The following is a 26284-nucleotide window of genomic DNA, read 5'->3' on the forward strand; positions in this document are numbered from 1 at the left end:
ATTTCCTTAAGCCGCATCGCGCTTGGCGCCGTTGCGGTAGGCCTCGACCGCAACGATCAAGGCTTGCAGAATCGCGGCGCTTTCGCCGATCACCGACAAGTCGGCACGCTTGATCATGTCGCAACCCGGGTCGAGGTTGATGGCCACCACCTTGTCGCAGGCACCAATGCCTTGCAGGTGCTGGATCGCCCCGGAAATCCCCACCGCCACGTAAACCCGCGCGGTGACCCAGGTACCGCTGGCGCCGACCTGGCGATCCCGGGCCATGAAACCGTCGTCCACCGCCACCCGCGAGGCGCCTTCTGTAGCGCCCAACGCGGCAGCAGTCTTGTGGAACAGTGCCCAGTCCTTGACCCCGTTGCCGCCCGAGAAGATGAACTCGGCTTCGGCCATGGGAATTGCCCCCGGGTCCACGGCCACCGCGCCCAAATCCTCAATGCGCGGCAAGCTGCGGGCCAGGCTTGTGGATAACTCCACCGGCAACACTTCGTGACGGGTATCGCTGACAGGCTCGGCGCATTCCGCCGCGGCCAGGATCATGCGTGGCAATGGCCGGGCCAGATCTTGCTGGCCGGCACCCGCACGGCCAATACATTCCTCGCCCTTGATCTGCCAGACCCGCGTGGCCGGGCGCTCCTTGAGGCTTGCGGCAAAGCGCCGGCCCAATTCCCCGCCACCGCTGCGACTGTCCGGCAGCAACCAGTGGCGCGGGTTGAACTGGTTATCCACAGCCCGCAGGCCGTGAACCCGTTGCTCCGGTGAATAACCGTCGAACTCATGCCCGTCCAACACCAGCAGCCGATCCACACCCGCGGTGGCGAAGGCGTTTTCCTTGTGTTCGCCGAACACCACGGCCAATACCGCACCGTCGTCGCCGGCCAGCTGCCGGGCCAGGCCCAGCAAGTCGCGGTCGTGGCTGCTCAGGCGGCCGCCGACCATGTCCGGCACCACGTTGATGTAGAAAGCGGGCGCCGGTACCTGATGCAGCGGCAACTGCACTTCCACCGCTGCCGTACGCTTGGCCGCGCCGCCCTGCTGGGCGCCGCTGCGGTCAATACGCTTGATGCCGTTGGGGCCGATAAAACCGACACCGTGCACGTTCTTGCGGATGACCCCATTGGGCCCCATCCAGCTGTATTGCACCGGCTGCATCGCCGCGTGCAGCGGGTGCAGGCGGTTACGGGCGATCCATTCGGCCCGCGGGTCGCGGCGGATAATGTCGCTCATCAATGCACCTCCGCAGGTTCGCGTTTCGGGGTCTTGACCGGTGCGGCGTCTTCGAGCAAAGCGTCGGCCACCAGCTCGGCGATGTCCTTGATCAACGGACGCGGCTCAACCACGCCCTCAAGCATCGCCGTGCACTGTGGACAACCCACGGCCACCAGCTCGGCGCCGGTTTCGCGGATGTCTTCCATGCGCATGTCGGGAATCCGCTGCTTGCCGGGAATATCGGTGATCGGCGCGCCGCCACCGCCGCCGCAGCAGCGGGAACGGAAACCGGAACGTTGCATTTCCTTGACCTCGATCCCCAGCGCCCGTAGCACTTGGCGCGGTGCTTCGTATTCGCCGTTATAGCGACCCAGGTAGCACGGGTCGTGATAGGTCACGCTGTTGCCTTTGTGCTGGCCCAGGTTCAGGGAGCCGGCGTCGATCAGCTCGGCCATGTAGGTGCTGTGGTGCTGCACGAGGTAGTTGCCATCGAAGGCGCCGTATTCGTTTTTCAGCACGTGGAAACTGTGGGGGTCGCAGGTGACGATGCGCTTGAAGCTGTACTTGGCCAGGGTCTGGATATTGCGCGCGGCCAGCAGCTGGAAGGTGGCTTCATCGCCCAGACGCCGGGCCACGTCGCCGCTGTCGCGCTCTTCAAGGCCCAGTACGGCGAAGTCGACCTTGGCGGCTTTCAGCACTTTGACGAACGAGCGCAAGGTGCGCTGGTTGCGCATGTCGAAGGCACCGTCGCCGACCCAAAAGAGTACGTCGACGGTTTTCTTGTCGCTGAGCAAGGGCAGGTTCAAATCCGCCGCCCAGTTCATCCGCCCGCCGGGTGCAAAGCCGCCGGGGTTGTCGGTGGCGATCAGGTTTTCCAGGACTTCGGCGCCCTTGTTCGGGGTCGCGCCTTTTTCCAGGGTGAGGTGACGGCGCATGTCGACGATGGCGTCCACGTGCTCGATCATCATCGGGCACTCTTCCACGCAAGCGCGGCAGGTGGTGCAGGACCACAGGGTTTCCGCATCCACCAGGCCGTTGACGATTGGCTGGTGCGGGTTGCCACTGTGTTCGCCGATGGCTTTGCCAGGATAAGGACTGCCGGCGAACTTGGCGTCGGTGCCACCGGCCAGGCCGACCACCATGTCCTGGATGAGTTTTTTCGGGTTCAGCGGCTGGCCGGCGGCGAACGCCGGGCACGCCGCTTCGCACTTGCCGCACTGCACGCAGGCGTCGAAGCCGAGCAGTTGGTTCCAGGTGAAATCCACCGGTTTTTCCACACCCAGGGGCGCGGTTTTATCGGTGAGGTCCAGAGGCTTCAAACCGGTGGAACGGCCACCGCCGAAACGCTCGGCGCGGCGGTGCCAGGCCAGGTGCAGGGCACCGGCGAAGGCGTGTTTCATCGGGCCGCCCCAGGTCATGCCGAAGAACATCTCGGACACGCCCCACAACACGCCCAGGCTCAGCAGCGCGGCGAGCAGCCAGCCGCCGAAGTCCGCCGGCAGAATCCCGGCCACCGGCAAGGTCACCAGGAAGAAGCTCACCGAGAACGCCATCAGGCTTTTCGGCAGGCGCATCCACGGGCCTTTCGACAGGCGCGCAGGTGGATTGCGACGACGCAGGTAGACGAACGTGGCGCCGATAAACATCAGCACCGAGGCCAGCAGCAAGGCGTAGCCGAGGATGCGGTTATGCAGGCCGAAACCGTGCACCAGGATCGCCAGCAACGCCGAGAGCACAAAGCCCAGGGCGGTGGCGACGTGGGTGTTGGCGATGTATTTGTCGCGGGCGACGACGTGGTGCAGGTCGACCATGTAGCGCTTGGGCATGGCCAGCAGGCCGCCGATCAGGTCGACGTTGGAGGAGCGGCCGCGGCGCCACATGTTCACCCGGCGCAGGGCGCCGAGGACGGCAAGGCCCAGGGCGGCGAAGAGCAGGATGGGAAGAAGGGTGTTCAGCATGGTGAAGCTCCCAAAGACCACACAGGTCTAATGTGGGAGCGGGCTTGCTCGCGAAGGCGGTGAATCAGCCACCGGATGCATCGACTGACACACCGCTTTCGCGAGCAAGCCCGCTCCCACATTTTTGACCGAGTCCACATTGGTTCGGTGTTGGATCAGAAATCCTTGCACAGGCGCAGGGCGTCATAGATGGCAGCGTGGGTATTACGCTGGGCCACGCAGTCACCGATGCGGAACAGCAAGTACCCCTCACCCGGCTCGCTCAGGCACGGCTGCGGCTTGATCGCGAACAAGGCTTCGACGTCTATCTGGCCCTTGTTGCGCGAACCTTCCTTGAGCCCGTAGTAGATCTCTTCATCCGGACGCACGCCGTTCTCGACCACCACCTGATCGACCACCCGTTCCTCTTTGGCCCCGGTGTATTCGTTCTCCAGCACCGCCACCAGCTTGTCGCCTTCGCGGTAGACCTTTTCCAGCATCATGTCGCCGGTCATGATCACTTCCTTCGGGTACATGCTGCGGTAGTACGTCGGGAACGACGTACCGCCGATGGCCACGCCCGGCTTGATGTCGTCGGTGACGATTTCCACCTGGCAACCCTTGTCCGCCAGGAAGTCCGCCACCGACATGCCGGTGAACTCGCAAATGGTGTCGTACACCAGCACGTTCTTGCCCGGCGCCACCTTGCCATCGAGCACGTCCCAGCTGCTGACCACCAGGCCTTCAGCCGCGCCCCAGTGCTCGTTCTGCTCCAGGAACGGATGACCGCCCACCGCCAGCACCACCACGTCCGGACGCAGGTCCAGGATAGTGGCCGCGTCTGCCGCCACGCCCAGGCGCAGGTCGACGTTCAGGCGTGCCAGTTCCAGCTGGAACCAGCGGGTGATCCCGGCAATCTGGTCGCGCTGCGGCGCCTTGGAAGCGGTCGTGATTTGCCCACCGATAAATTCTTTCTTCTCGAACAGCGTCACGTCGTGGCCGCGTTCAGCAGCAACCCGCGCAGCTTCCATCCCGGCCGGGCCGGCACCCACCACCACAACTTTGCGTTTCGGCCCGGTGGACTTCTCGATGATGTGCGGCACGCCCATGTATTCACGGGAAGTGGCGGCGTTCTGGATGCACAGCACGTCCAGCCCTTGGTACTGACGGTCGATGCAGTAGTTGGCGCCCACGCACTGTTTGATCTGGTCGATCTGGCCCATCTTGATCTTGGCGATCAGGTGCGGGTCGGCGATGTGGGCGCGGGTCATGCCGACCATGTCCACATAGCCGCCTTCGAGGATGCGCGTGGCCTGGTTCGGGTCCTTGATGTTCTGCGCGTGCAGCACCGGGACCTTGACCACTTCCTTGATACCGGCCGCCAGGTGCAGGAACGGCTCCGGTGGATAACTCATGTTGGGGATAACGTTGGCCAGGGTGTTGTGGGTGTCGCAGCCCGAGCCGACGACGCCGATGAAATCGAGCATGCCGGTGTCGTCGTAGTACTTGGCGATCTGCTTCATGTCCTCGTGGGACAGACCGTCCGGATGGAACTCATCGCCGCACAGGCGCATGCCCACGCAGAAGTCGTCACCGACTTCGGCGCGCACCGCTTTCAACACTTCCAGGCCGAACTTCATGCGGCCTTCGAAGGTGCCACCCCACTCGTCGGTACGTTTGTTGACCCGTGGGCTCCAGAACTGGTCGATCATGTGCTGGTGCACGGCGGACAGTTCCACACCGTCCAGGCCACCCGCCTTGGCGCGCTTGGCAGCGCTGGCGTAGTTGCCGATCACACGCCAGATCTCTTCCGGCTCGATGGTCTTGCAGGTGGCACGGTGCACCGGCTCACGCACGCCGGACGGCGACATCAGGGTCGGCCAGTTAAAGCCATCCCAACGCGAGCGACGGCCCATGTGGGTAATCTGGATCATGATCTTGGCGCCATGCTTGTGCATGGCGTCGGCCAGGTTCTGGAAGTGCGGGATGATGCGGTCGGTGGACAGGTTCACCGAACTCCACCATTCCTGGGGGCTGTCGATGGCGACCACCGAGGAACCGCCACAGATCGCCAGGCCAATGCCGCCCTTGGCTTTCTCTTCGTAGTACTTCACATAGCGGTCGGTGGTCATCCCGCCGTCGGTGGCATACACCTCGGCGTGGGCGGTACTGAGCACGCGGTTGCGGATGGTCAGTTTGCCGATCTGGATCGGCGCAAACATTGCTTCGAAAGCCATGGCTGGGTCCTCGACTTACAACGGCTTGACGGTGAACAGGCCGTCGTCGTGGCCCTCTTCGGAGCCGCCGTAGACCTGTTGCGCAACGGTGCGGATCTTGCTGCCGCGGGCTTCGAGAATCTGGTCCATCGCACCGGCAAACCAGCCGGTGAACATGTAGTCGACCTTGCGCCCGACCTTGCCGTACACGTAGACGAATGCCGAGTGTTCGAGCTTGACGCTGGCAGTGCCTTTGTCGAGGTCGATGTCCTGGATCTTGAACAGGCCCCAGCCGCGCTGCGACAGGCGCTTCATGTAGTGCTCGAACACTGCAACGCCTTCCAGGCCGTGGCATTCAGCTTCTTTTTCACACCAGTGCCAGGCGGATTTGTAGCCGGCCTTGTAGAGGATTTCGGCGTAGGCGTCAGCGCCCAGGACTTCTTCGATCCCCATGTGGTTGTTGACGAAGAAATGGCGCGGCACGTAGAGCATCGGCAGGGCATCGGACGTCCAGACACCGGTTTCGCTGTCGACTTCGATAGGCAATTGAGGGGCGATCTTGGCCATGGAAACTTAACTCCGGAAAATTCGTTGTGTTGTTGTCCCGTAGCAGCTGTCGAGCCCCAGCGAGGCTGCGTAGGGCGCGCCGCTGATCTGGAACCGAGTCGCGCCTGACGCAGCCTCGCTGGGGCTCGACAGCTGCTACGGGGCATCATTGTTTAGAGGTTGGCTTATTCGCCCCAAACGTCCTTCAAGACGTTGACCCAGTTCTCGCCCATGATCTTGCGCACCACGCGCTCAGGATGGCCGCGCTTGAGCAGGGTCTCGGTGAGGTTGGGGAACTCGCCCACGGTGCGGATGCCCAGCGGGTTGATGATCTTGCCGAAGCTGGTCAGGCGGCGGGCGTAGCCCTTGTCGTGGGTCAGCATTTCGAAGAAATCCTGGCCATGGCCCTGGGTGAAGTCGGTGCCGATGCCGATGGCGTCTTCGCCCACGATGTTCATGGTGTATTCGATGGCTTCGGCGTAGTCGTCGATGGTCGAGTCGATGCCCTTGGCCAGGAACGGCGCGAACATGGTCACGCCGACAAAGCCGCCGTGGTCGGCGATGAACTTCAGCTCTTCATCGGACTTATTGCGCGGGTGCTCTTTAAGGCCCGACGGCAGGCAGTGGGAGTAGCACACCGGCTTTTTCGATTCGAGGATGACTTCTTCGGATGTCTTGGAACCCACGTGGGACAGGTCGCACATGATGCCCACGCGGTTCATCTCGGCGACGACCTCGCGACCGAAGCCCGACAGGCCGCCGTCACGCTCATAGCAGCCGGTGCCCACCAGGTTCTGGGTGTTGTAGCACATCTGCACCACGCCAACCCCGAGCTGCTTGAAGATCTCGACATAGCCGAGTTGGTCTTCAAATGCATGGGCGTTCTGGAAGCCGAAGATGATGCCGGTCTTGCCCTGTTCCTTGGCGCGACGGATATCGGCGGTGGTTTTCACCGGGATCACCAGGTCACTGTTTTCGCGAATCAGGGTCTGGCTGGCCACGATGTTGTTAATGGTGGCCTGGAACCCTTCCCAGACCGACACCGTGCAGTTGGCAGCCGTGAGGCCACCCTTGCGCATGTCTTCGAACAGGTCGCGGTTCCACTTGGCAATGATCAGCCCGTCGATAACGATGCTGTCGGCGTGCAATTCGGCTGGGCTCATCAGGCGTCCCCTTATTGGCGATTCATGCGCCGAATCGTCTGCCGGCGCTTTGGGGCCAGCATATGCCCCGGGGCAGAAGGAGCCGGGTGCAAAAACGACAAGGGAATTGCCGAAAGCGTCAATCCGCGACAAAGGCCAACATGACATCTCTGACGGGTGTCTGTTCTTTGTCTTACGCTTGAGCCAGAATTTGCCCATTAACTGATATGAGACGGCGCAATGAAATCGATTTTCCTGGCTTTGGCACTCATCGCAACCGGCGTACACGCCGCTGAAGACACCGATAACACGCCTTGCGATGGCATCGAGAACGACAAGCAAACCCTGGAATGCGCCACCTACAACAAAACCACCGCCGAGCAACTGCTCAAGGATAACTACCAGGGCTTGCTGGAACGCATGGGTTCGACCTATGGCAGCAACAAGACGCAGCTGGCAGACATTACCGCTCGTCTGAAGGATGCCCAGCAGAAGTGGGAAAAGTTACGCGACGCGGATTGCGCCGTGGATACCTTCCCGGCGGTAGCGGGAAGCAAGGATTATGCGATCCAGCAGAATGATTGCCTGGCGCGGATGAGTGATGAACGGTCGGAGTTTTTGGAGTCGATTGGGCAGGAATAAGCGACAATCCCCTCCACTCTTTACTCAGAATCAAGGCTACTCATGACAATCTGCGGCATCGAAATCAAAGGCAGTGAAGCCATTATCGCTGTCGCCTCGCTGGACGGTCAGGCATTGAGCCATGTAGCCCTGGCCACCAAGAAAATCGCCCTTGAAGACGACGATGAGGCGGCCAATGTCAAAGCGTTTGCCGCCCAGGTGAGTGCGTTTGTGCGGGAAAACGCCATCACTCGCATCGCCATCAAGAAGCGCAGCAAGAAAGGCGAATTCGCCGGTGGCCCGACCACGTTCAAGATTGAAGGCGTACTTCAACTGCTGGAGGGTGTTGAGGTGACGCTGCTGTCGCCGCAGACCATCAATGCGCAAAACAAGAAACACGACTTTGAAATGCCGGCGACGCTGAACAAGTATCAGCATGAGGCTTACAAGGCTGCATGCTCAGCCTTGATGAAGAAGTAAGTCACACCACATATCTACTGTGGGAGCTGGCTTGCCTGCGATAGCGGTGTATCAGCCAGTACATCTGGCACTGAAAGACCGCTATCGCAGGCAAGCCAGCTCCCACATTTGATCTGTGTTGTTTTCAAGAGCCGTGATCACACCGCTTCCCGCCGCCGATCCTCCCTTGGGCACTTGGCAAACCGAGCCCGGTAGCTTCGGGTGAAATACGACGGCGATTCAAACCCGCACGCAATACTCACCTCCAGCACACTCAGGTCGCTCTGGCGCAATAGCTGCCGGGCCTTCTCCAGGCGCAAGCCCAGGTAGAAATTACTCGGCGTGTCGTTCAGGTGCAGCCGAAACAAGCGCTCCAACTGCCGCCGCGTGACCTTGATCGCCTCCGCCAGCGCCAGTGTGCTCAGCGGCGGTTCCGTGTGCTGTTCCATCTCCCCAATCACCTGCACCAACTTCTTGTTGTTGATGCCGTAGCGCGTGGCGATCTGCATGCGTTGGTGGTCTTTGCGCGGGCGGATGCGGCCGAGCACGAACTGTTCGGACACCTGGATCGCCAATTCGGGCCCGTGGGCCTGGCTGATCAGGTCGAGCATCAGGTCGATGGAGGCGGTGCCGCCCGCCGAGGTGATGCGCCGGCGGTCGATCTCGAACAGCTCCTGGGTCACTGTCAGCTGTGGATAAGACTCCTTGAAGGCGTCGATGGCTTCCCAGTGCAGGGTCAGGCGGTGGCCGTCGAGCAGGCCGGCTTCAGCGAGGACGCAAGCCCCGGTGTCGATGGCGCCGAGGGTCACGCCGTCGTGATCGAGTCGGCGCAGCCAGTGCTCCAGTGCCGGCGTGGCGAACTTCAGCGGTTCGAAGCCGGCCACCACCAATAAGGTAGCGCCTTTTTTCAGCGGCTCCAGTGCGGCGTCAGCGTTGACCGACATGCCATTGCTCGCCAGCACCGCGCCGCCGTCGGCGCTCAAGACATGCCAGCGGTAAAGCTCGCCACGAAATCGGTTGGCAACCCGCAGCGGCTCGATCGCGGAGATAAAGCCGATGGCGGAGAAGCCCGGCATCAGCAGAAAGTAGAAATCCTGGGACATGGAGCGCTCTCGTAGGACGGACAGCGTGGTCACTGTGATACGCCAGTTCAATCGGTCATTCAAGGGGGCAGGTCGCTGCAGTGCAAGAGCTGGTCGCCGCCGTGCGTTTTGTCGGGGACCAAGCTGCGTAACTTGGCTGCACGGTGCACAAAGACGCCGGAACCCACAATAACAACCTGCCGAGGGAACCACCATGAACCGACTGATCAGCCGCTGCGTGCTCGCACTCAGCGCCAGCGCCATTTTGAGCACCAACGTCATGGCAGCCGATGCGGCTTCTTGCCAGAACGTGCGCATGGGCGTGGTGAACTGGACCGACGTAATCGCCACCAGCGCCATGACCCAAGTGTTGCTCGACGGCCTCGGCTACAAGACCAAACAGACCAGCGCGTCCCAGCAAATCATCTTTGCCGGGATTCGCGACCAGCGCCTGGACATGTTCCTGGGCTACTGGAACCCGCTGATGACCCAGACCATCACCCCGTTTGTCGAGGCCAAGCAGGTCAAGGTGCTCGACAAACCGTCGCTGGAAGACGCCCGCGCTACGTTGGCGGTGCCGACTTACCTGGCCGACAAAGGCCTGAAGACCTTCGCCGACATCGCCAAGTTTGAAAAAGAACTGGGCGGCAAGATCTACGGCATTGAACCGGGCTCGGGCGCCAACACCCAGATCAAGGCGATGATCGCCAAGAATCAGTTTGGCCTCGGCAAGTTCCAATTGGTGGAATCCAGCGAGGCCGGCATGCTCGCCGCCGTCGACCGCGCCGTGCGTCGCAAGGAGGCCGTGGTGTTCTTCGGCTGGGCGCCGCACCCGATGAACGTCAACGTGGCGATGACTTACCTCACCGGCAGTGATGACGCGCTGGGCCCGAACGAAGGCATGGCCACCGTGTGGTCCGTCACGTCGCCGACCTACGCCGAGCAATGCCCCAACGTGCACAAGTTGCTCAGCAACCTGACCTTCACCGCCGCCGACGAGAGCCGGATGATGCAGCCGCTGCTGGATCACAAGGACGCTTTCGAGTCGGCCAAGCAATGGCTCAAGGACCACCCGCAAGACCAGCAGCGCTGGCTGGAAGGCGTGACCACCTTCGACGGCAAACCCGCCGCGGCCAACCTGCAATTGACCAGCAAATAAACCGTTTTGAATCACCGTTTCGCAGCCGCTCCTGGCTGCGAACGGTATGACTACGCCTGAAAATCACGCCTGCAAGGAACCTGCCCCATGAACCACGACGTCATCATCACCTGCGCACTCACCGGTGCTGGCGACACGACCGCCAGAAGCCCTCACGTGCCGGTCACCCCCAAACAAATCGCCGCTGCGGCGGTGGAAGCGGCCAAGGCCGGTGCCACCGTCGTGCATTGCCACGTACGTGACCCCGAAACCGGCAAGTTCAGTCGCGACGTGGCGCTGTACCGCGAAGTGATGGAGCGCATCCGCGAGGCGGACGTCGACATCATCGTCAACCTCACCGCCGGCATGGGTGGTGACCTGGAAATCGGTGGCGGAGAAAACCCCATGGAGTTCGGCCCCAACACCGACCTGGTGGGCCCGCTGACCCGCCTGGCCCACGTGGAAGAGCTACTGCCGGAAATCTGCACCCTCGATTGCGGCACCCTGAATTTCGGCGACGGCGACACCATTTACGTCTCCACCCCGGCGCAGCTTCGAGCGGGCGCCAAACGTATTCAAGAGCTGGGCGTAAAAGCCGAGCTGGAAATTTTCGACACCGGTCACCTGTGGTTCGCCAAGCAGATGATCAAGGAAGGCTTGCTCGACAACCCGCTGTTCCAGCTGTGCCTGGGCATCCCGTGGGGCGCACCGGCCGACACCACCACCATGAAAGCCATGGTCGACAACCTGCCGGCAGACGCGGTGTGGGCCGGCTTCGGGATCGGCCGCATGCAGATGCCGATGGCGGCCCAAGCGGTACTGCTGGGCGGCAACGTGCGGGTCGGCCTGGAAGACAATCTGTGGCTGGACAAGGGCGTGCTGGCGACCAACGGCCAGTTGGTGGAACGCGCCAGCGAAATCCTCAGCCGCCTGGGTGCGCGGGTCATGACCCCGGCTGAAGGCCGCGTGAAGATGGGCCTGACCAAGCGCGGCTAAGGCTCACCACACGACGCCCTGCAGGAACCGAATCAAATGTGGGAGCGGGCTTGCTCGCGAATGCGGTGGATCAGCCACCGAATGCATCAACTGACACACCGCTTTCGCGAGCAAGCCCGCTCCCACATTTTGATCTTGGCTCTCACACAGAATCACCGAACTCTTTAGGAATTTGCCATGAGCTTTATCACTGAAATCAAAACCTTCGCCGCGCTGGGCAGCGGTGTTATCGGCAGCGGCTGGGTATCCCGCGCCCTGGCCCACGGCCTGGATGTGGTGGCCTGGGACCCGGCGCCTGGTGCCGAAGCCGCCCTGCGCAAACGTGTCGCGAATGCTTGGGGCGCACTCGAGAAACAAGGCCTGGCACCCGGCGCCTCGCAAGACCGCTTGCGCTTTGTGGCCACGATTGAAGAGTGCGTGAAAGACGCCGACTTCATCCAGGAAAGCGCCCCGGAACGCCTGGAATTGAAGCTGGAATTGCACAGCAAGATCAGCGCGGCGGCCAAGCCGAACGCGTTGATTGGCTCGAGTACTTCGGGGCTGTTGCCGAGCGAGTTTTATGAAGGTTCCACGCACCCGGAACGCTGCGTGGTAGGCCATCCATTCAACCCGGTTTACCTGTTGCCGCTGGTGGAAGTGGTTGGTGGCAAAAACACCGCGCCGGAAGCGATTCAGGCAGCGATCAAGGTGTATGAATCCCTCGGCATGCGTCCGTTGCACGTGCGTAAGGAAGTACCTGGGTTTATCGCCGACCGACTGCTGGAAGCCTTGTGGCGTGAGGCGTTGCACTTGGTCAACGATGGCGTGGCAACCACCGGCGAGATTGACGATGCGATTCGCTTTGGCGCCGGTTTGCGCTGGTCATTCATGGGCACGTTCCTGACCTACACCCTGGCCGGCGGTGATGCCGGGATGCGGCACTTCATGGCGCAGTTCGGCCCGGCGTTGCAGTTGCCGTGGACCTATTTGCCGGCCCCGGAACTGACCGACAAGTTGATTGACGATGTGGTGGACGGCACCAGCGATCAGCTGGGCAAACACAGCATTTCGGCCCTGGAGCGCTATCGTGATGATTGCCTGCTGGCGGTGCTGGAAGCAGTGAAGACGACCAAGGAAAAACACGGTATGACCTTCGCCGAATAACCGCTGTTGATTCTCTGTGGGAGCTGGCTTGCCTGCGATAGCGATGTTGGATTCACCGCCGCCATCGCAGGCAAGCCAGCTCCCACATTTTGACCGAGTACCTACCGGGAACCGAACCATGGCCGCATTGACCACCTACACCACCAAAATCCTCCCCGACTGGGTCGACTACAACGGCCACCTGCGCGATGCGTTCTACCTGCTGATCTTCAGCTACGCCACCGATGCGCTGATGGACACCCTGGGCCTGGACAGCGAAAACCGCGAAGCCAGCGGCCACTCGCTGTTCACCCTGGAGTTGCACCTCAACTACTTGCACGAAGTGAAGCTGGGCGCCGAGGTCGAAGTGCACACCCAGCTCATTGCCCACGACCGCAAGCGCCTGCACCTGTATCACAGCCTGCATCTGGTGGGCGACGAAAAGGAGCTGGCCGGCAACGAGCAAATGTTGCTCCACGTCGACCTTGCCGGCCCGCATTCGGCGCCGTTCAGCGAGGCGGTGCTGGGCAAGCTTGCAAGCATCAGTGCCGAACAAACCGACCTGCCGAAGCCCGCCTTGCTCGGCCGCGTGATTGGACTGCCACCCCAAAAATAAGGAATCGCCATGCAAACCGCCGCTGCTGTTGCCGACTTCCGTACTTACCCACTGATCAGCGACCTGGCCGAGGTGCAGGTGCACAACGACCACCTCAGCGTGCAATGGGCCGATGGGCGGGTCAGCCCGTTCCATCACCAGTGGCTGCGGGACAACTGCCCGTGCCCGTCCTGTGTGTACAGCGTGACCCGTGAGCAGGTGCTGGAAATCGTCGATGTGGACGAACACCTCACGGCTGTCAGCGCGCGTATCGACCAGGGTTTGCTGACGGTTGAATGGAGTGGCGGGCATCACAGCCAGTACGATCCCGGCTGGCTGCGGGCGCACGCCTACGACGATGAGTCCCGCGCTGAACGCCGGGCGGCCAAGCCGAAATCCAGACTGTGGGACCGTAGTTTCGAGCTGCCCGTATTCGACTACGCAGCACTGATGGAAGACCCGAAAGCCCTGCTGCACTGGCTGCTGGCCCTGCGTGACAGCGGCCTTACGCAAGTGCGCGGCGTGCCCACAGAACCCGGCTCCCTGGCACTGATCGCCAAGCGCATTTCGTTCATCCGCGAGAGCAACTTCGGTGTGTTGTTCAACGTGCAATCCAAGGCCGATGCCGACAGCAACGCCTACACCGCTTTCAACCTGCCGCTGCACAGTGATTTGCCGACGCGGGAGCTGCAACCCGGGCTGCAGTTTTTGCATTGCCTGGTGAACGACGCCGACGGTGGCGAGAGTATTTTCGTTGATGGTTTCGCCATCGCCCGGGCGTTGCGCGATGAAGACCCCGAAGCCTTTCGCGCGCTGTGCGAGATCCCGGTGGAGTTTCGCAACAAGGACCGTCACAGCGACTATCGCCGGCTGGCGCCGATCATTGCGCTGGATGCGTTGGGGGAGGTCGCCGAGATTCGCATGGCCAACTTTCTGCGCGGGCCATTTGAGGCACCGGCAGAGCAGATGCCCTTGCTGTATCGCGCCTATCGGCGGTTTATTGCGATGACCCGTGAGGAGCGTTTTCGGCTGGTCAAACGCCTGAATCCGGGCGAGCTGTGGTGCTTTGATAATCGCCGCACCCTGCATGCGCGCAATGCCTTCGACCCGGCGTCCGGCGCCCGGCATTTCCAGGGCTGCTACATCGACCGCGATGAACTGCTGTCCAGGATATTGGTGTTGCAGAGGTAGACCGCTATCGCAGGCAAGCCAGCTCCCACATTTTGATTTGTGAATACCTTCAAATGTGGGAGCTGGCTTGCCTGCGATGAGGCCAGTTGCGCCCCCACAAATCCCAGCCAAAAAAAGCCCCGATCAAGCCGTGACAGGATCGGGGCAGAGTGCTTTGTGTGAGCTGCGCATCCCGAGGGTGACCAAACCTTCAAGCTGCTTGCTTGATGCCAGTGTGCACACTCCCCTGCTTTGCGAGTTAGCCGAAAACGACCTGTTCATAGGTGTGCCGGACATTCATGCATTCAGGCCTTGCCGACTCGGTGATGGCCTACCAGAATCGACTTCAATCCCCCGCTCCCCTAACAAGGATTAACGTCATGATGCACGCGGATTTGATTGACCTGGATGACCTGCTGGGCCAGCTGCGGTCGTTGGGTTTCGAGGTGTCCAGCGGCGCTACCGCCGAGCAGGCTTGCGAGTGTGCGGTGCGCGGCTTGAGCGCGGCGCGGGCCAAGGCGCTCAAGGGTATGGTTGAGCAGATGTACACCGGCAGCGCGACGATCTTGCCGGCGGTGAGGCAGGCGATCGACAAGCAGTTGTTGCCGGCGCTGGTGCAATTTCGGCAGAACTCTGGCGCCTGAACACCTACCTTGTGGCGAGGGAGCTTGCTCCCGCTGGAGTGCGAAGCGCTCCCAAAGATTTTGGGGCCGCTGCGCAGCCCAGCGGGAGCAAGCTCCCTCGCCACAAAAGCTCTGGTGGTGTTAGAGCCTTACGCTGGCGAAAGTCGACTCATTCCTGGCCTGGCTCAACGCCGACAACGGCCCGGACAACGGTGACAACACCAGCGCCTGCGGAATCGGCATCATCGCTACCTGCTGCGTAGTGTTGGAACCCACACGCTCATCCCGCGGCGGAATGCCGAAGTATTCGCGGTAGCACTTGGAGAAGTGCGGCGTGGAGACAAACCCGCACACCGACGCCACTTCGATGATCGACATCGGCGTTTGCTTGAGCAACTGCCGCGCACGGATCAGGCGCAACTTGAGGTAGTAGCGCGACGGCGAACAGTGCAGGTATTTCTGGAACAAGCGCTCCAGCTGACGCCGGGACACCGCTACGTACACCGCCAGTTCATCGAGGTCGATCGGCTCTTCCAGGTTGGCCTCCATCAGCGCGACGATTTCCTGCAACTTCGGCTGGTTGGTGCCAAGCATGTGCTTGAGCGGCACACGCTGGTGATCCTGTTCGTTGCGGATGCGCTCGTACACAAACATCTCGGAGATCGCCGCCGACAACTCACGGCCGTGGTCGCGGCTGATCAGGTGCAGCATCATGTCCAGCGGCGCGGTGCCGCCGGAGCTGGTGAAGCGGTTGCGGTCGAGGGTGAACAGGCGTGTGCTCATGGCCACGCGGGGAAAGGCTTCCTGCATCGACGCCAGGCATTCCCAGTGCACGCTGCAATCAAACCCGTCCAGCAGGCCGGCGCAGGCCAGGGCCCAGCTGCCGGTGCACACCGCGCCAAGGCGACGGGATTGGCGCGCCTGGCTTTGCAGCCACGACACATGCTCACGGGTCACGGTGCGCTGGATACCCACGCCGCCACAGACGATCACGGTGTCCAGGGCCGGAGCTTTGTGCATGGAAGCATCGGGGGTGATTTGCAGACCGTCGCTGGCCCACACCTGGTTTCCGTCCACACTCAACGTCGTCCAGCGATACAGCTCGCGGCCGGAGAGTTGGTTGGCCATGCGCAGGGGTTCGACTGCGGAAGCCAGGGAAATCAGCGTGAAATTGTCCAGCAGCAAAAAGCCGATGGATTGAGGCGCACGGTTCTGGGGTTGAGCCCCGGAGTTGAACGACGTCATCGCGGTATCTCCTCACACAAAGCGGGTGATGGCCTCAGGCGAGGCTCTTGTTATTGCGCTCATCGCCTTAAGGAAACTCCTATGGCGAGAGGCTTTGTATTGATAGAGCAAATGCCATGCCTAAAGTTGAATGCGTATTCAATAACTCCTGAAAACGACCTCATGACGTGTCTATATAAGCCCGCGCATGGAGTGGGGGATATGACCCAGAAAAGACGTGAGAGAACGCAGGCTCAAGGTGTGTGAGCAGATCGGTAGCACTTGTGGGAAGGGAGAGAAACGACGTGGGAAAAGTCTGTCACCACAAGCACGGGTGACCGATGGTCATGAGGGGAAATCGTTCGGGAGCTACTTATCTAATTGCGACGCGCTAAAAGGTGGCGCTTGCGGGTGTCGGTGTTCACTTTATGAGCAGTGTTGCTCTTCTGTGGCGAGGGAGCTTGCTCCCGCTGGAGTGCGCAGCGCTCCCAAGATTTTGGGGCCGCTACGCAGCCCAGCGGGAGCAAGCTCCCTCGCCACAGCAAGCTCCCTCACCACAGCAAGCTCCCTCGCCACATAAAGCGGTATCAACACTCCACCGCACTCACCGCCAACCCACCCCGCGATGTTTCCTTGTACTTGTCATGCATATCCGCCCCGGTATCGCGCATGGTGCGGATCACCCGGTCCAGCGAGATGAAGTGCTGGCCATCCCCCCGCAGCGCCATCTGCGCCGCGTTGATCGCCTTCACCGCGGCAATCGCATTACGCTCGATGCACGGCACCTGCACCAGCCCGCCTACCGGGTCGCAGGTCAGGCCGAGGTTGTGTTCCAGGCCAATCTCCGCCGCGTTGCACAATTGCTCCGGCGTAGCCCCGAGGATCTCCGCCAAACCCGCCGCCGCCATGGCGCACGCCGAGCCGACTTCACCCTGGCAGCCGACTTCGGCACCCGAGATCGACGCGTTCTTCTTACACAGGATGCCCACCGCCGCTGCGCCGAGGAAATAGTCGACCACGTTGGCTTCGGTCACTTCTTCGCTGAACTTCATGAAGTAGTGCAGCACCGCCGGGATGATCCCCGCCGCGCCGTTGGTCGGTGCCGTGACCATGCGCCCGCCGGCGGCGTTTTCTTCATTCACCGCCAGGGCGAACAGGTTGACCCATTCCATCGCGCTCAAGGTCGAGCCGATCACGTTCGGCTTGCCCAGCTCCTGCAAGCTGCGGTGCAACTTGGCTGCACGCCGCCTTACATTGAGGCCGCCGGGAAGGATGCCTTCGTGCTTGAGGCCTTGCTCCACGCAATCTTGCATGGCGCGCCAAAGCTTCATCAGGCCGCTGCGGATTTCTTCTTCCGAGCGCCAGGTTTTTTCGTTCGCCAACATCAGCTCAGCGACGCGCAGGTTGTGGGTCTTGCACAGCTGCAGCAGTTCCACCGCACTGGAAAAATCATAGGGCAGCTCGGTGCGGTCCATGTCCGCCACGCCGCTGTTGGCCTGGGCTTCATCCACCACGAATCCGCCGCCCACCGAGTAGTAGGTGTCGCGGTGCAGCTCGCCGTTATCACCGAACACCACCAGGGTCATGGCATTAGGGTGGAACGGCAGGTTTTCGTCGATCAGGCGCATGTCCCGCGCCCATAAGAAAGGCACCGGCAAACGTGCGTCCAGCAGCAGGGTGTTGGTCTCGCGCAGGGTTTCGATGCGGATGCCGATCTGTGACGGATCGATCGCGTCCGGCCACTCGCCCATCAGGCCCATGATCACCGCGTTGTCGCTGCCGTGACCGATGCCGGTGGCCGATAAGGAGCCATACAGCTGAACTTCGACGCGCCTGACTTGTTCCAACACATCACGTTCACGTAATCCTTGAACGAACAACGCCGCGGCGCGCATGGGGCCGACGGTGTGAGAACTCGAAGGCCCAATGCCGATCTTGAACAGGTCGAAAACGCTGATAGCCATTGCCGTGAAACTCCTCGATGAGCACAGGCCAGGCGCACATAACGCCTGGTGACGGAGCTGCTACGCTCATGTCGCAATCCGCCCAGATGCGGCCATCATCAAGCTTTTGCTGGCGCTCACGGCGTCTCACACCGACGTACCCATGCTCATCAGCGCCGCTGTTGTGGAAGGCGACGTTTTGGCCGTTTTTTGCGGTGCAGATCGGTAAAAAGTGCAGTTTTGCCGTGGAAAAAATCTGTAAGCGACGTCACCGACACTGGATACGACCATCCCTGTACTGGATACGACGCCCCCTGTAGGCGTCAGATTTTCACTGGTACATGATCAGTCTCGACTCGTTTGCACAGTTGCGTGGCAGAGCTGTGCCGCACGCCCAACCGCAACACCTATAAGCGCGGTGTTATTGCCGCCAGAAAAACACCAGGAGTCCACCCCCATGAAAGGTTCCCCGTCGTTGTTGTTGGCCGCCATGCTGAGTCTGCCAGTCGTGGCTCACGCTGCAGAACCGGCGCAATGCCAGACCGTCAACTTCTCCGATGTCGGCTGGACCGACATCACCGTCACCACGGCCACCACCAGCGAAGTCCTCAAGGGCCTCGGCTACAAACCCCGCACCACGATGATTTCCGTACCGGTGACCTACAAGTCCCTGGCCGACGGCAAGAACATGGACATCTTCCTCGGCAACTGGATGCCGACCATGGAAAACGACATCAAGCAGTACCGTGATGCCGGCACCGTGGAAACCGTGCGCGCCAACCTGGAAAACGCCAAGTACACCCTGGCCGTACCGGAAGCGCTGTACAACAAGGGCCTGAAAGACTTCGCCGACATCGTCAAATTCAAGGATGAGCTGGGCGGCAAGATCTACGGGATCGAGCCGGGTAACGATGGCAACCGCACCATCCAGACCCTTATCGACAAAGACGCTTTCGGCCTGAAAACCGCAGGCTTCAAAGTGGTCGAATCCAGCGAAGCCGGGATGCTCTCGCAGGTGGAACGCGCCACCAAGCGCGACCAGGCCATCGTGTTCCTCGGCTGGGAACCGCACCCGATGAACACCCGCTTCAAGATGAAGTACCTGACCGGGGGTGATGATTCATTCGGCCCCAACTACGGCCAGGCCACCATCTACACCAACGTCCGCAAGGGCTACACCCAGGAATGCACCAACGTGGGCCAGTTGCTGAAAAACCTGTCGTTCACCCTGAACATGGAAAGCACCCTGATGGGTAACGTCCTGGACGACAAAATGAAGCCTGACGCCGCCGCCAAGGCGTGGCTGAAGAAGAACCCGCAAGTGCTCGACACCTGGTTGGCTGGTGTCACCACCGTCGATGGCAAACCCGGTCTGGAGGCCGTCAAAGCGTATCTCGCCAAGTAAGTGCTGACCCCGGGCCGGCACGCTGGCCCGGGATGTTTTTCCTCTTCGCATGTGGACATTCACTACCATGCTGACTGAACATAAAATCCCGCTAGGCCAGTACATCGCTGCCTTCGTTGAATGGTTGACCCAACACGGGGCCGCCTACTTCGACGCAATCGCATCGACCCTGGAAACGATGATCCACGGCGTGACGTTCGCGCTGACCTGGTTCAATCCACTGGCATTGATCGGTCTGATTGCGCTGCTCGCTCATTTCATTCAACGCAAATGGGGCCTGACAGTGTTTGTCATCGCCTCCTTCCTGCTGATCCTGAACCTGGGGTACTGGCAGGAAACCATGGAGACCCTGGCGCAGGTGCTGTTCGCCACCCTGGTCTGCGTGGTGATCGGCGTGCCGCTGGGCATTGTTGCCGCGCACAAACCGATGTTCTACACCCTGATGCGGCCGGTGCTCGATCTGATGCAGACCGTACCGACCTTCGTCTACCTCATCCCTACCCTGACCCTCTTCGGGCTGGGTGTGGTGCCCGGGCTGATTTCCACGGTGGTGTTTGCGATTGCCGCGCCTATCCGTCTGACTTACCTGGGTATCCGTGATGTGCCGCAAGAGTTGATGGACGCCGGCAAGGCCTTTGGCTGCTCGCGCCGTCAGTTGCTCTCGCGGATTGAACTGCCCCACGCCATGCCGAGCATCGCCGCCGGCATTACCCAATGCATCATGCTGTCGTTGTCGATGGTGGTGATCGCCGCCCTGGTGGGTGCCGACGGCCTCGGCAAGCCGGTGGTCAACGCACTGAACACCGCCGACATCGCCCTGGGCTTTGAAGCGGGCCTGGCGATCGTACTGCTGGCCATCATGCTCGACCGCATCTGCAAACAACCCGACGCCAAAGTAGGGGGTGATGCATGAGCATTATCCGATTCGAAAATGTCGACGTGATCTTCTCCAAAGACCCACGCGAGGCGCTCAAGCTGCTGGACCAGGGCATGACGCGCAACGAGATCCTGAAAAAGACCGGGCAGATTGTCGGCGTCGAAAACGCCAGCCTGGATGTCGAGAAAGGCGAGATCTGCGTGCTGATGGGCCTCTCAGGCTCGGGCAAGTCGAGCTTGCTGCGCTGCATCAATGGCTTGAACACCGTCAGCCGCGGCAAGCTGTTTGTGGAGCATGAAGGTCGGCAGATCGACATCGCTTCCTGCACCCCCGCCGAGCTGAAAATGATGCGCACCCAGCGCATCGCCATGGTCTTCCAGAAATTTGCCCTGATGCCTTGGCTGACGGTGCGTGAAAACATCAGCTTCGGCCTGGAGATGCAGGGCCGTCCGGAGAAAGAACGGCGCAAGCTGGTGGATGACAAGCTGGAATTGGTGGGCCTGTCGCAGTGGCGCAACAAGAAGCCAGACGAGCTTTCCGGTGGCATGCAGCAGCGTGTCGGCCTGGCCCGGGCGTTGGCGATGGACGCCGATATCCTGCTGATGGACGAACCCTTCTCCGCACTCGACCCGCTGATCCGCCAGGGCTTGCAGGATGAGTTGCTGGAGCTGCAACGCAAGCTGAGCAAGACCATCGTATTTGTAAGCCACGACCTGGATGAGGCGCTGAAACTCGGCAGCCGCATCGCGATCATGAAAGACGGCCGGATCATCCAGTACAGCGTGCCGGAAGAGATCGTGCTGAACCCGGCGGATGACTATGTGCGGACCTTCGTGGCCCACACCAACCCGCTGAATGTGCTGTGTGGCCGCAGCCTGATGCGCACGGTGGACAACTGCACCCACGTCAACGGCTCCATCAGCCTGGACCCGGGTGGCGACTCGTGGCTGGACCTGGCCGAAGGCAACACCATCAAGGGCGCACGGCAGAACGGCTCGGTGCTGAACCTGCAGAACTGGGCACCGGGGCAAGCCGTGGAAGGTTTGGGGCGGATGCCGACGTTGGTGGATTCCAATATCGGGATGCGTGAGGCGTTGCAGATTCGCTATCAGACAGGCAACAAGCTGGTGCTGCAGGACAACAACAAGGTGGTGGGGATTTTGGGTGACAGCGAGTTGTATCACGCGCTGCTGGGCAAGAACCTGGGGTAGATCCTCCTGAAGGAAATGGGTCAATGTGGGAGCTGGCTTGCCTGCGATAGCTGCAGTGAATTCACCACTGCTATCGCAGGCAAGCCAGCTCCCACATTTGACCCCATTCCAACCTTGGAACAGCGGCGCCAGTGAAGGCGCCGCATTGATCGTTCCCACGCTCTGCGTGGGAATGCCGCCATGGACGCTCTGCGTCCGCTCTTGAAATCGTGACGCGGAGCGTCACAGGATGCGTTCCCACGCGGAGCGTGGGAACGATCATCACCACCCACTCTTAGCTATAGACACGGCCAAGGAGCTGCCGATGGCTTTCAAACTGATCGAGCACGTCCCGGGTGATCTGTTCCTGGGCAAAGCCCATCAGGTCGTACTCTTGAGGCCCGTTGTGCAGGTAAACCTCGGCGCGGTAGTAGCGCGTGCGCTCTTCCTCGGGCAAGTCGTTCGGTGCCGACGAATAAGCATCCAGGCTCACCTCGTAGACAAACGGATTACCCTCTTCCATCTCGATGCGCACACCAATGCAGCGCTTGGATTTGCCCAGCAGGGTCTGCACTTCCAGCCCCTGATCACGCAACGCAGTCGCTGCCTCTTCCAGCGCTGGCGTGACGTGCTTGTCCATAAAGCGTTGCACGGTACCCTGGCTCGGTTGCAGGTCCAGGGCCGTCAAACGCTCGCTGAAACCACGCCGACCACGTTCAGCCAATTGCGCCTGCTCCAGCTCGATCGCCACGTCCTGGCGCATTGCCTTGTGCAGGCCGAACATGAACAGGATCAGCACCACCGAGAATGGCAGGCCGGCCAGCACCACCATGGTTTGCATGGCTTCGAAGTTACCGGCGAACAACAGGCCGATGGTCACCAGGGTGATCACCGCCGACCAGAAGATCCGCAACCAGTGGGGCGCATCTTCGTCAACATTGCCGCCTTTGCAGGACAGGTTCGCCATCATCACCGCGCCGGAATCCGCCGGGGTCAGGAAGAGTACGAAGCCCACAAAGATAGACACACCGATGACGATTTTCGACGCCGGGTAATGCTCAAGCAGTTGGTAGATCGCCATGGACGGCTGTTCCAGTGCGGTCTTGCCCAACTCCACCGCGCCATGGTTGACCACCAGGTCCAGGGCCGAGTTACCGAAGATCGACAGCCATGCCAGGGTGAAGCCCAGCGGGATCAGCAGCACGCCGGCCACCAGTTCACGCACGGTGCGGCCACGGGAAATACGCGCGATGAACATGCCCACGAATGGCGCCCAGGAAATCCACCAGGCCCAGTAGAACAGGGTCCACAGGCCCATCCAGCGCTCGGTCTTGTCGGCGTCGCCTTCGTACACGTACAGGTCGAAGGTCTTCAGCACGATGCCGTTCATGTAGTCGCCGATGTTCTGCACGAAGCCGTTGAGCAGGTGCAAAGTCGGGCCAAACAGCAATACAAAAATCAGCAGGCCGCTGAACAGCACGATGTTCAGGTTGGACAGGCGGCGAATGCCGTTCTCCACACCCGACACGGCAGCGATGGTCGCCACGGTGCTCATCACGATGATCACGATCAGCAGGTTGGTGTTGCTGTGCTCCATGCCGAACAGGTTTTCCAGCCCGGACGACACTTGCATCGAACCAATCCCCAGGTTCGTCACCAGGCCCAGCAGCGTGACGAACATGCCGAAGCCGTCCACCGCGTGACCGGCCGCACCTTTGACCCAACGCTCGCCCACCAGCGGGTACAGCGCCGAACGCAAGGCCAGCGGCTGGTTATGACGGTAGGCAAAGTACGCCACGGCCAGGCCGACCAGTGCGTAGATCGCCCAGCCGTGCAGGCCCCAGTGCAGGAACGTCAACTGCAAGGCCTGCCGTGCGGCTTCGCCGGTGGCCGATGCGCCTTCAGGCGGGTTGAAGTAGTGGTCCAGCGGCTCGGACGCGCCGAAGTACAGCAGCGAGATGCCGATGCCCGACGAGAAGAGCATGCCGGCCCAGGCGCCGTAGCTGAAGTCCGGGGTGTCGTCCTTGCTGCCCAGTTTCAATTTTCCGTAGGACGAAAACGCCAGGCCCACCACAAACACCAGGTAGGCGGCGATCACGACCATGTAGTACCAGCCAAAGCTTTTCGACAACCAGGCTTGGGCCACACCGAGCATCCTGCCGGCTTCCTGCGGGGCGATGATCAGAATCGCGGTCAACAACAGAATCAGCGCGGTGGAGGTGTAGAACACCCAACCGTTGACCCGCACCTTTTCCGGCGGGGTCTTTATAAGAGAGGCAGAACTCATGGCACAGATGCTCCGGGCAGTGCAGAGAAACACAAGGCAACGCATGACCCGAGCCATCGATTTTTCGGCAGTCGACGGACGGGTGTATAAAGACACCCCGAAAAACCATGAACCCCGGCGAACCGCTGTGCCGGGCTGTTTCATGGGGTTTCCCGATGTCAGGTGGCGCCACATGCACGTAGGAAATACCTGTAGGCAGCGACCATTTGTCGCAGATCTTATTCTTTGTTGATTGAACGTTCAATCAAAACAAAATAGACTGGCCCATAAGCCGACGGACGTTTATCGCCCGTTGGCAGGCCTAAGGAGAGGTGCACGATGCCCAAGGTCGGTATGCAACCCATACGCCGCCAGCAGTTGATCGAAGCCACATTGACTGCGGTCGATCAGGTCGGAATGGGGGATGCCAGCATTGCGCTGATCGCCCGTCTGGCCGGTGTCTCGAATGGCATCATCAGTCACTACTTTCAGGACAAGAATGGCCTGATCGCCGCCACGATGCGGTACCTGATGAACGTGCTGATCGAGAACGTCACCGAGCGCCGGTTGGCGCTGAAAGATGACAGCCCGCGGGCTCATCTTCAGGTGATCATCGAAGGCAACTTCGACGCCAGCCAAGTCAACGGCCCGGCTATGAAAACCTGGCTGGCCTTCTGGGCCACCAGCATGCACCACCCGTCATTGCACAGGTTGCAGCGGATCAACGATCACCGTCTGTATTCCAACCTGTGTTGCCAGTTCCGCCGAGCGTTGCCGTTGTCCGAGGCACGCAGCGCAGCCCGAGGCCTGGCGGCCCTGATCGACGGTTTGTGGTTGCGCGGTGCCCTGTCGGGAGACGCTTTCGACACGGAGCAGGCGCAACGGATCGCTTACGAATACATGGATTTCCAATTGGCCAAGCAGGTGAGTTAGAGCACACATAACCGCTCAACTCCCGAACCGCGCCAACCACTTATGCACTTGCGAGGACTTTATGGCCCGTTTCGAACTGCAAAAACTCTACATTGACGGCAGCTACTCCGACGCTGGCAGCGATGCCACTTTCGAAGCCATCAACCCGGCTAACGGTGAAGTTCTCGCCAATGTGCAACGCGCCACTAAAGAAGACGTTGAGCGCGCTGTAGTCAGCGCCGAAAAGGGCCAGAAAATCTGGGCCGCCATGACCGCCATGGAGCGTTCGCGCATCCTGCGTCGCGCCGTCGACATCCTGCGCGAGCGCAACGATGAGCTGGCCGCCCTGGAAACTCTGGACACCGGCAAGCCGTACTCCGAAACCCAATACGTCGACATCGTCACCGGCGCCGACGTGCTGGAATACTACGCAGGCCTGGTGCCCGCCATCGAAGGCGAGCAGATCCCGCTGCGTGACACCTCGTTCGTCTACACCCGTCGCGAGCCGCTGGGCGTCGTGGCCGGTATCGGCGCGTGGAACTACCCGATCCAGATCGCCCTGTGGAAATCCGCACCTGCCCTGGCGGCCGGTAACGCGATGATCTTCAAGCCAAGCGAAGTCACCTCGCTGACCACCCTGAAACTGGCTGAAATCTACACCGCAGCCGGCGTTCCGGATGGCGTGTTCAACGTACTGACCGGCAGCGGCCGTGAAGTCGGCACCTGGCTGACCGAGCACCCGCGCATCGAGAAAGTCTCCTTCACCGGCGGCACCGACACCGGCAAGAAAGTCATGGCCAGCGCTTCGAGCTCCTCGCTCAAAGAAGTCACCATGGAACTGGGCGGCAAATCCCCGCTGATCATTTTCGACGACGCCGACCTCGACCGCGCCGCCGACATCGCGATGATGGCCAACTTCTACAGCTCGGGCCAGGTCTGCACCAACGGCACTCGCGTATTCGTTCCGACCGCCCTCAAAGGCGCGTTCGAAGCCAAGATCGCCGAGCGCGTTGCCCGCATCCGCATCGGCAACCCGGAAGATGAAAACACCAACTTCGGCCCGCTGGTCAGCTTCGCCCACATGGAAAGCGTGCTCGGCTACATCGCCAAAGGTAAAGAGCAAGGCGCGCGCCTGCTGTGCGGCGGCGACCGCCTGACCGACGGCGAATTCGCCAAGGGTGCCTACGTGGCCCCGACCGTGTTCACTGACTGCACCGACGAGATGACCATCGTCCGTGAAGAAATCTTCGGCCCGGTGATGAGCATCCTCACCTACGACACCGAAGAAGAAGTGATCCATCGCGCCAACGACACCGACTTCGGCCTGGCCGCTGGCCTGGTGACCAAAGACCTGAACCGCGCCCACCGCGTGATTCATCAGCTGGAAGCCGGTATCTGCTGGATCAACGCCTGGGGCGAGTCCGACGCGAAGATGCCGGTGGGCGGCTACAAGCAATCGGGCGTGGGCCGTGAAAACGGGATCAGCTCGCTGAACAACTTCACTCGCATCAAATCGGTACAGGTTGAGCTGGGCGACTACGCCTCGGTGTTCTAACCACTGGGTTTTGTATTGCCCGCGAGGCCGCCATCGCGGGCAAGCCCGGCTCCCAC

General features: G+C 61.2%; 22 protein-coding genes. 13 read left to right on the top strand and 9 right to left on the bottom strand.

Going from position 1 to position 26284, the window contains the following annotated elements; genetic code table 11:
- Nucleotides 1-6: 6 nt before the first annotated feature.
- The 5 genes from etfA to JFU58_RS21770 all read right to left on the bottom strand — a co-directional run bounded on the left by etfA (nucleotide 7) and on the right by JFU58_RS21770 (nucleotide 7071).
- Nucleotides 7-1227 carry an electron transfer flavoprotein subunit alpha gene (etfA, locus tag JFU58_RS21750; RefSeq protein ID WP_201142223.1) on the bottom strand — a complete coding sequence of 407 codons (1221 nt, stop codon included), beginning with the start codon at nucleotides 1225-1227 and terminating at the stop codon, nucleotides 7-9.
- On the bottom strand, nucleotides 1227-3167 hold the full coding sequence (gene dgcB / locus JFU58_RS21755) for a dimethylglycine demethylation protein DgcB (RefSeq protein ID WP_201142225.1): 1941 nt from the start codon (nucleotides 3165-3167) through the stop codon (nucleotides 1227-1229). Before dgcB ends, etfA begins: the two co-directional genes overlap by 1 nt.
- A gap of 155 nt (nucleotides 3168-3322) precedes the next feature.
- Nucleotides 3323-5383, bottom strand: coding sequence for a dimethylglycine demethylation protein DgcA (dgcA, locus tag JFU58_RS21760; protein WP_063026642.1), 2061 nt, complete (start codon nucleotides 5381-5383; stop codon nucleotides 3323-3325).
- 15 nt (nucleotides 5384-5398) lie between these two features.
- Nucleotides 5399-5929 carry a DUF5943 domain-containing protein gene (locus JFU58_RS21765; protein WP_017476435.1) on the bottom strand — a complete coding sequence of 177 codons (531 nt, stop codon included), beginning with the start codon at nucleotides 5927-5929 and terminating at the stop codon, nucleotides 5399-5401.
- Nucleotides 5930-6093: 164 nt separating this feature from the next.
- Nucleotides 6094-7071: a dipeptidase gene (locus tag JFU58_RS21770; protein WP_003216932.1), complete on the bottom strand. Its 978-nt coding sequence runs from the start codon at nucleotides 7069-7071 to the stop codon at nucleotides 6094-6096.
- 219 nt (nucleotides 7072-7290) lie between these two features.
- Between JFU58_RS21770 and JFU58_RS21775 the strand changes: the two genes are divergently transcribed.
- Both JFU58_RS21775 and JFU58_RS21780 read left to right on the top strand, forming a co-directional pair.
- Entirely contained in the window at nucleotides 7291-7692 is a 402-nt protein-coding gene (locus tag JFU58_RS21775) for a lysozyme inhibitor LprI family protein (RefSeq protein ID WP_063026640.1), read from the top strand.
- A gap of 42 nt (nucleotides 7693-7734) precedes the next feature.
- Nucleotides 7735-8151: a DUF3010 family protein gene (locus JFU58_RS21780; RefSeq protein ID WP_201142227.1), complete on the top strand. Its 417-nt coding sequence runs from the start codon at nucleotides 7735-7737 to the stop codon at nucleotides 8149-8151.
- 137 nt (nucleotides 8152-8288) lie between these two features.
- On the opposite strand, the gene JFU58_RS21785 is transcribed toward JFU58_RS21780, so the two are convergent.
- A complete protein-coding gene (locus JFU58_RS21785; RefSeq protein ID WP_063026636.1) occupies nucleotides 8289-9233 on the bottom strand; it encodes a GlxA family transcriptional regulator in 945 nt (314 codons plus the stop codon).
- Nucleotides 9234-9426: 193 nt separating this feature from the next.
- Here JFU58_RS21785 and JFU58_RS21790 point away from each other — a divergent pair, with 193 nt between their 5' ends.
- From JFU58_RS21790 to JFU58_RS21815, 6 genes are all read left to right on the top strand, one after another.
- A complete protein-coding gene (locus JFU58_RS21790; protein WP_063026634.1) occupies nucleotides 9427-10371 on the top strand; it encodes a choline ABC transporter substrate-binding protein in 945 nt (314 codons plus the stop codon).
- An 87-nt stretch (nucleotides 10372-10458) separates the two neighbouring features.
- Nucleotides 10459-11346: a 3-keto-5-aminohexanoate cleavage protein gene (locus tag JFU58_RS21795; protein ID WP_003216924.1), complete on the top strand. Its 888-nt coding sequence runs from the start codon at nucleotides 10459-10461 to the stop codon at nucleotides 11344-11346.
- 177 nt (nucleotides 11347-11523) lie between these two features.
- Nucleotides 11524-12489 (top strand): L-carnitine dehydrogenase, encoded by a 966-nt coding sequence (locus JFU58_RS21800; protein WP_017476440.1) that lies wholly within the window; start codon nucleotides 11524-11526, stop codon nucleotides 12487-12489.
- Nucleotides 12490-12607: 118 nt separating this feature from the next.
- The gene (locus tag JFU58_RS21805) at nucleotides 12608-13084 is read left to right on the top strand and encodes a thioesterase family protein (RefSeq protein WP_201142238.1); all 477 of its coding nucleotides are present in this window, start codon (nucleotides 12608-12610) and stop codon (nucleotides 13082-13084) included.
- 9 nt (nucleotides 13085-13093) lie between these two features.
- Complete coding sequence (locus JFU58_RS21810; protein WP_093204219.1) at nucleotides 13094-14254, top strand: gamma-butyrobetaine dioxygenase; 1161 nt, start codon at nucleotides 13094-13096, stop codon at nucleotides 14252-14254.
- A 359-nt stretch (nucleotides 14255-14613) separates the two neighbouring features.
- The gene (locus JFU58_RS21815) at nucleotides 14614-14877 is read left to right on the top strand and encodes a hypothetical protein (protein ID WP_201142240.1); all 264 of its coding nucleotides are present in this window, start codon (nucleotides 14614-14616) and stop codon (nucleotides 14875-14877) included.
- A gap of 120 nt (nucleotides 14878-14997) precedes the next feature.
- On the opposite strand, the gene gbdR is transcribed toward JFU58_RS21815, so the two are convergent.
- Together gbdR and JFU58_RS21825 are read right to left on the bottom strand one after the other, a co-directional pair.
- Nucleotides 14998-16101: a choline metabolism transcriptional regulator GbdR gene (gene gbdR / locus JFU58_RS21820; protein WP_003216915.1), complete on the bottom strand. Its 1104-nt coding sequence runs from the start codon at nucleotides 16099-16101 to the stop codon at nucleotides 14998-15000.
- Between the two features lie 566 nt (nucleotides 16102-16667).
- Nucleotides 16668-18044: an L-serine ammonia-lyase gene (locus tag JFU58_RS21825; protein ID WP_008434038.1), complete on the bottom strand. Its 1377-nt coding sequence runs from the start codon at nucleotides 18042-18044 to the stop codon at nucleotides 16668-16670.
- Nucleotides 18045-18480: 436 nt separating this feature from the next.
- Between JFU58_RS21825 and JFU58_RS21830 the strand changes: the two genes are divergently transcribed.
- From JFU58_RS21830 to choV, 3 genes are all read left to right on the top strand, one after another.
- Nucleotides 18481-19428, top strand: a complete 948-nt coding sequence (locus JFU58_RS21830) for a choline ABC transporter substrate-binding protein (protein ID WP_201142248.1) — start codon at nucleotides 18481-18483, stop codon at nucleotides 19426-19428.
- A gap of 67 nt (nucleotides 19429-19495) precedes the next feature.
- On the top strand, nucleotides 19496-20341 hold the full coding sequence (gene choW / locus JFU58_RS21835) for a choline ABC transporter permease subunit (RefSeq protein ID WP_003216909.1): 846 nt from the start codon (nucleotides 19496-19498) through the stop codon (nucleotides 20339-20341).
- The gene (choV, locus tag JFU58_RS21840) at nucleotides 20338-21516 is read left to right on the top strand and encodes a choline ABC transporter ATP-binding protein (protein WP_063026624.1); all 1179 of its coding nucleotides are present in this window, start codon (nucleotides 20338-20340) and stop codon (nucleotides 21514-21516) included. The genes choW and choV overlap by 4 nt, the downstream gene beginning before the upstream one ends.
- Before the next feature lie 274 nt (nucleotides 21517-21790).
- Here choV and JFU58_RS21845 read toward each other — a convergent pair whose 3' ends face one another.
- Nucleotides 21791-23725: a BCCT family transporter gene (locus tag JFU58_RS21845; protein ID WP_231988902.1), complete on the bottom strand. Its 1935-nt coding sequence runs from the start codon at nucleotides 23723-23725 to the stop codon at nucleotides 21791-21793.
- Nucleotides 23726-24100: 375 nt separating this feature from the next.
- On the opposite strand from JFU58_RS21845, the gene betI reads away from it, so the two are divergent.
- Nucleotides 24101-24694, top strand: coding sequence for a transcriptional regulator BetI (betI, locus tag JFU58_RS21850; protein WP_010167549.1), 594 nt, complete (start codon nucleotides 24101-24103; stop codon nucleotides 24692-24694).
- 61 nt (nucleotides 24695-24755) lie between these two features.
- Nucleotides 24756-26228 carry a betaine-aldehyde dehydrogenase gene (gene betB, locus JFU58_RS21855; protein ID WP_201142256.1) on the top strand — a complete coding sequence of 491 codons (1473 nt, stop codon included), beginning with the start codon at nucleotides 24756-24758 and terminating at the stop codon, nucleotides 26226-26228.
- The last annotated feature ends 56 nt before the right edge of the window (nucleotides 26229-26284 follow it).

The organism is Pseudomonas sp. TH34 (assembly GCF_016650865.1).
GTDB classification, from domain to species: Bacteria; Pseudomonadota; Gammaproteobacteria; order Pseudomonadales; family Pseudomonadaceae; genus Aquipseudomonas; species Aquipseudomonas yamanorum.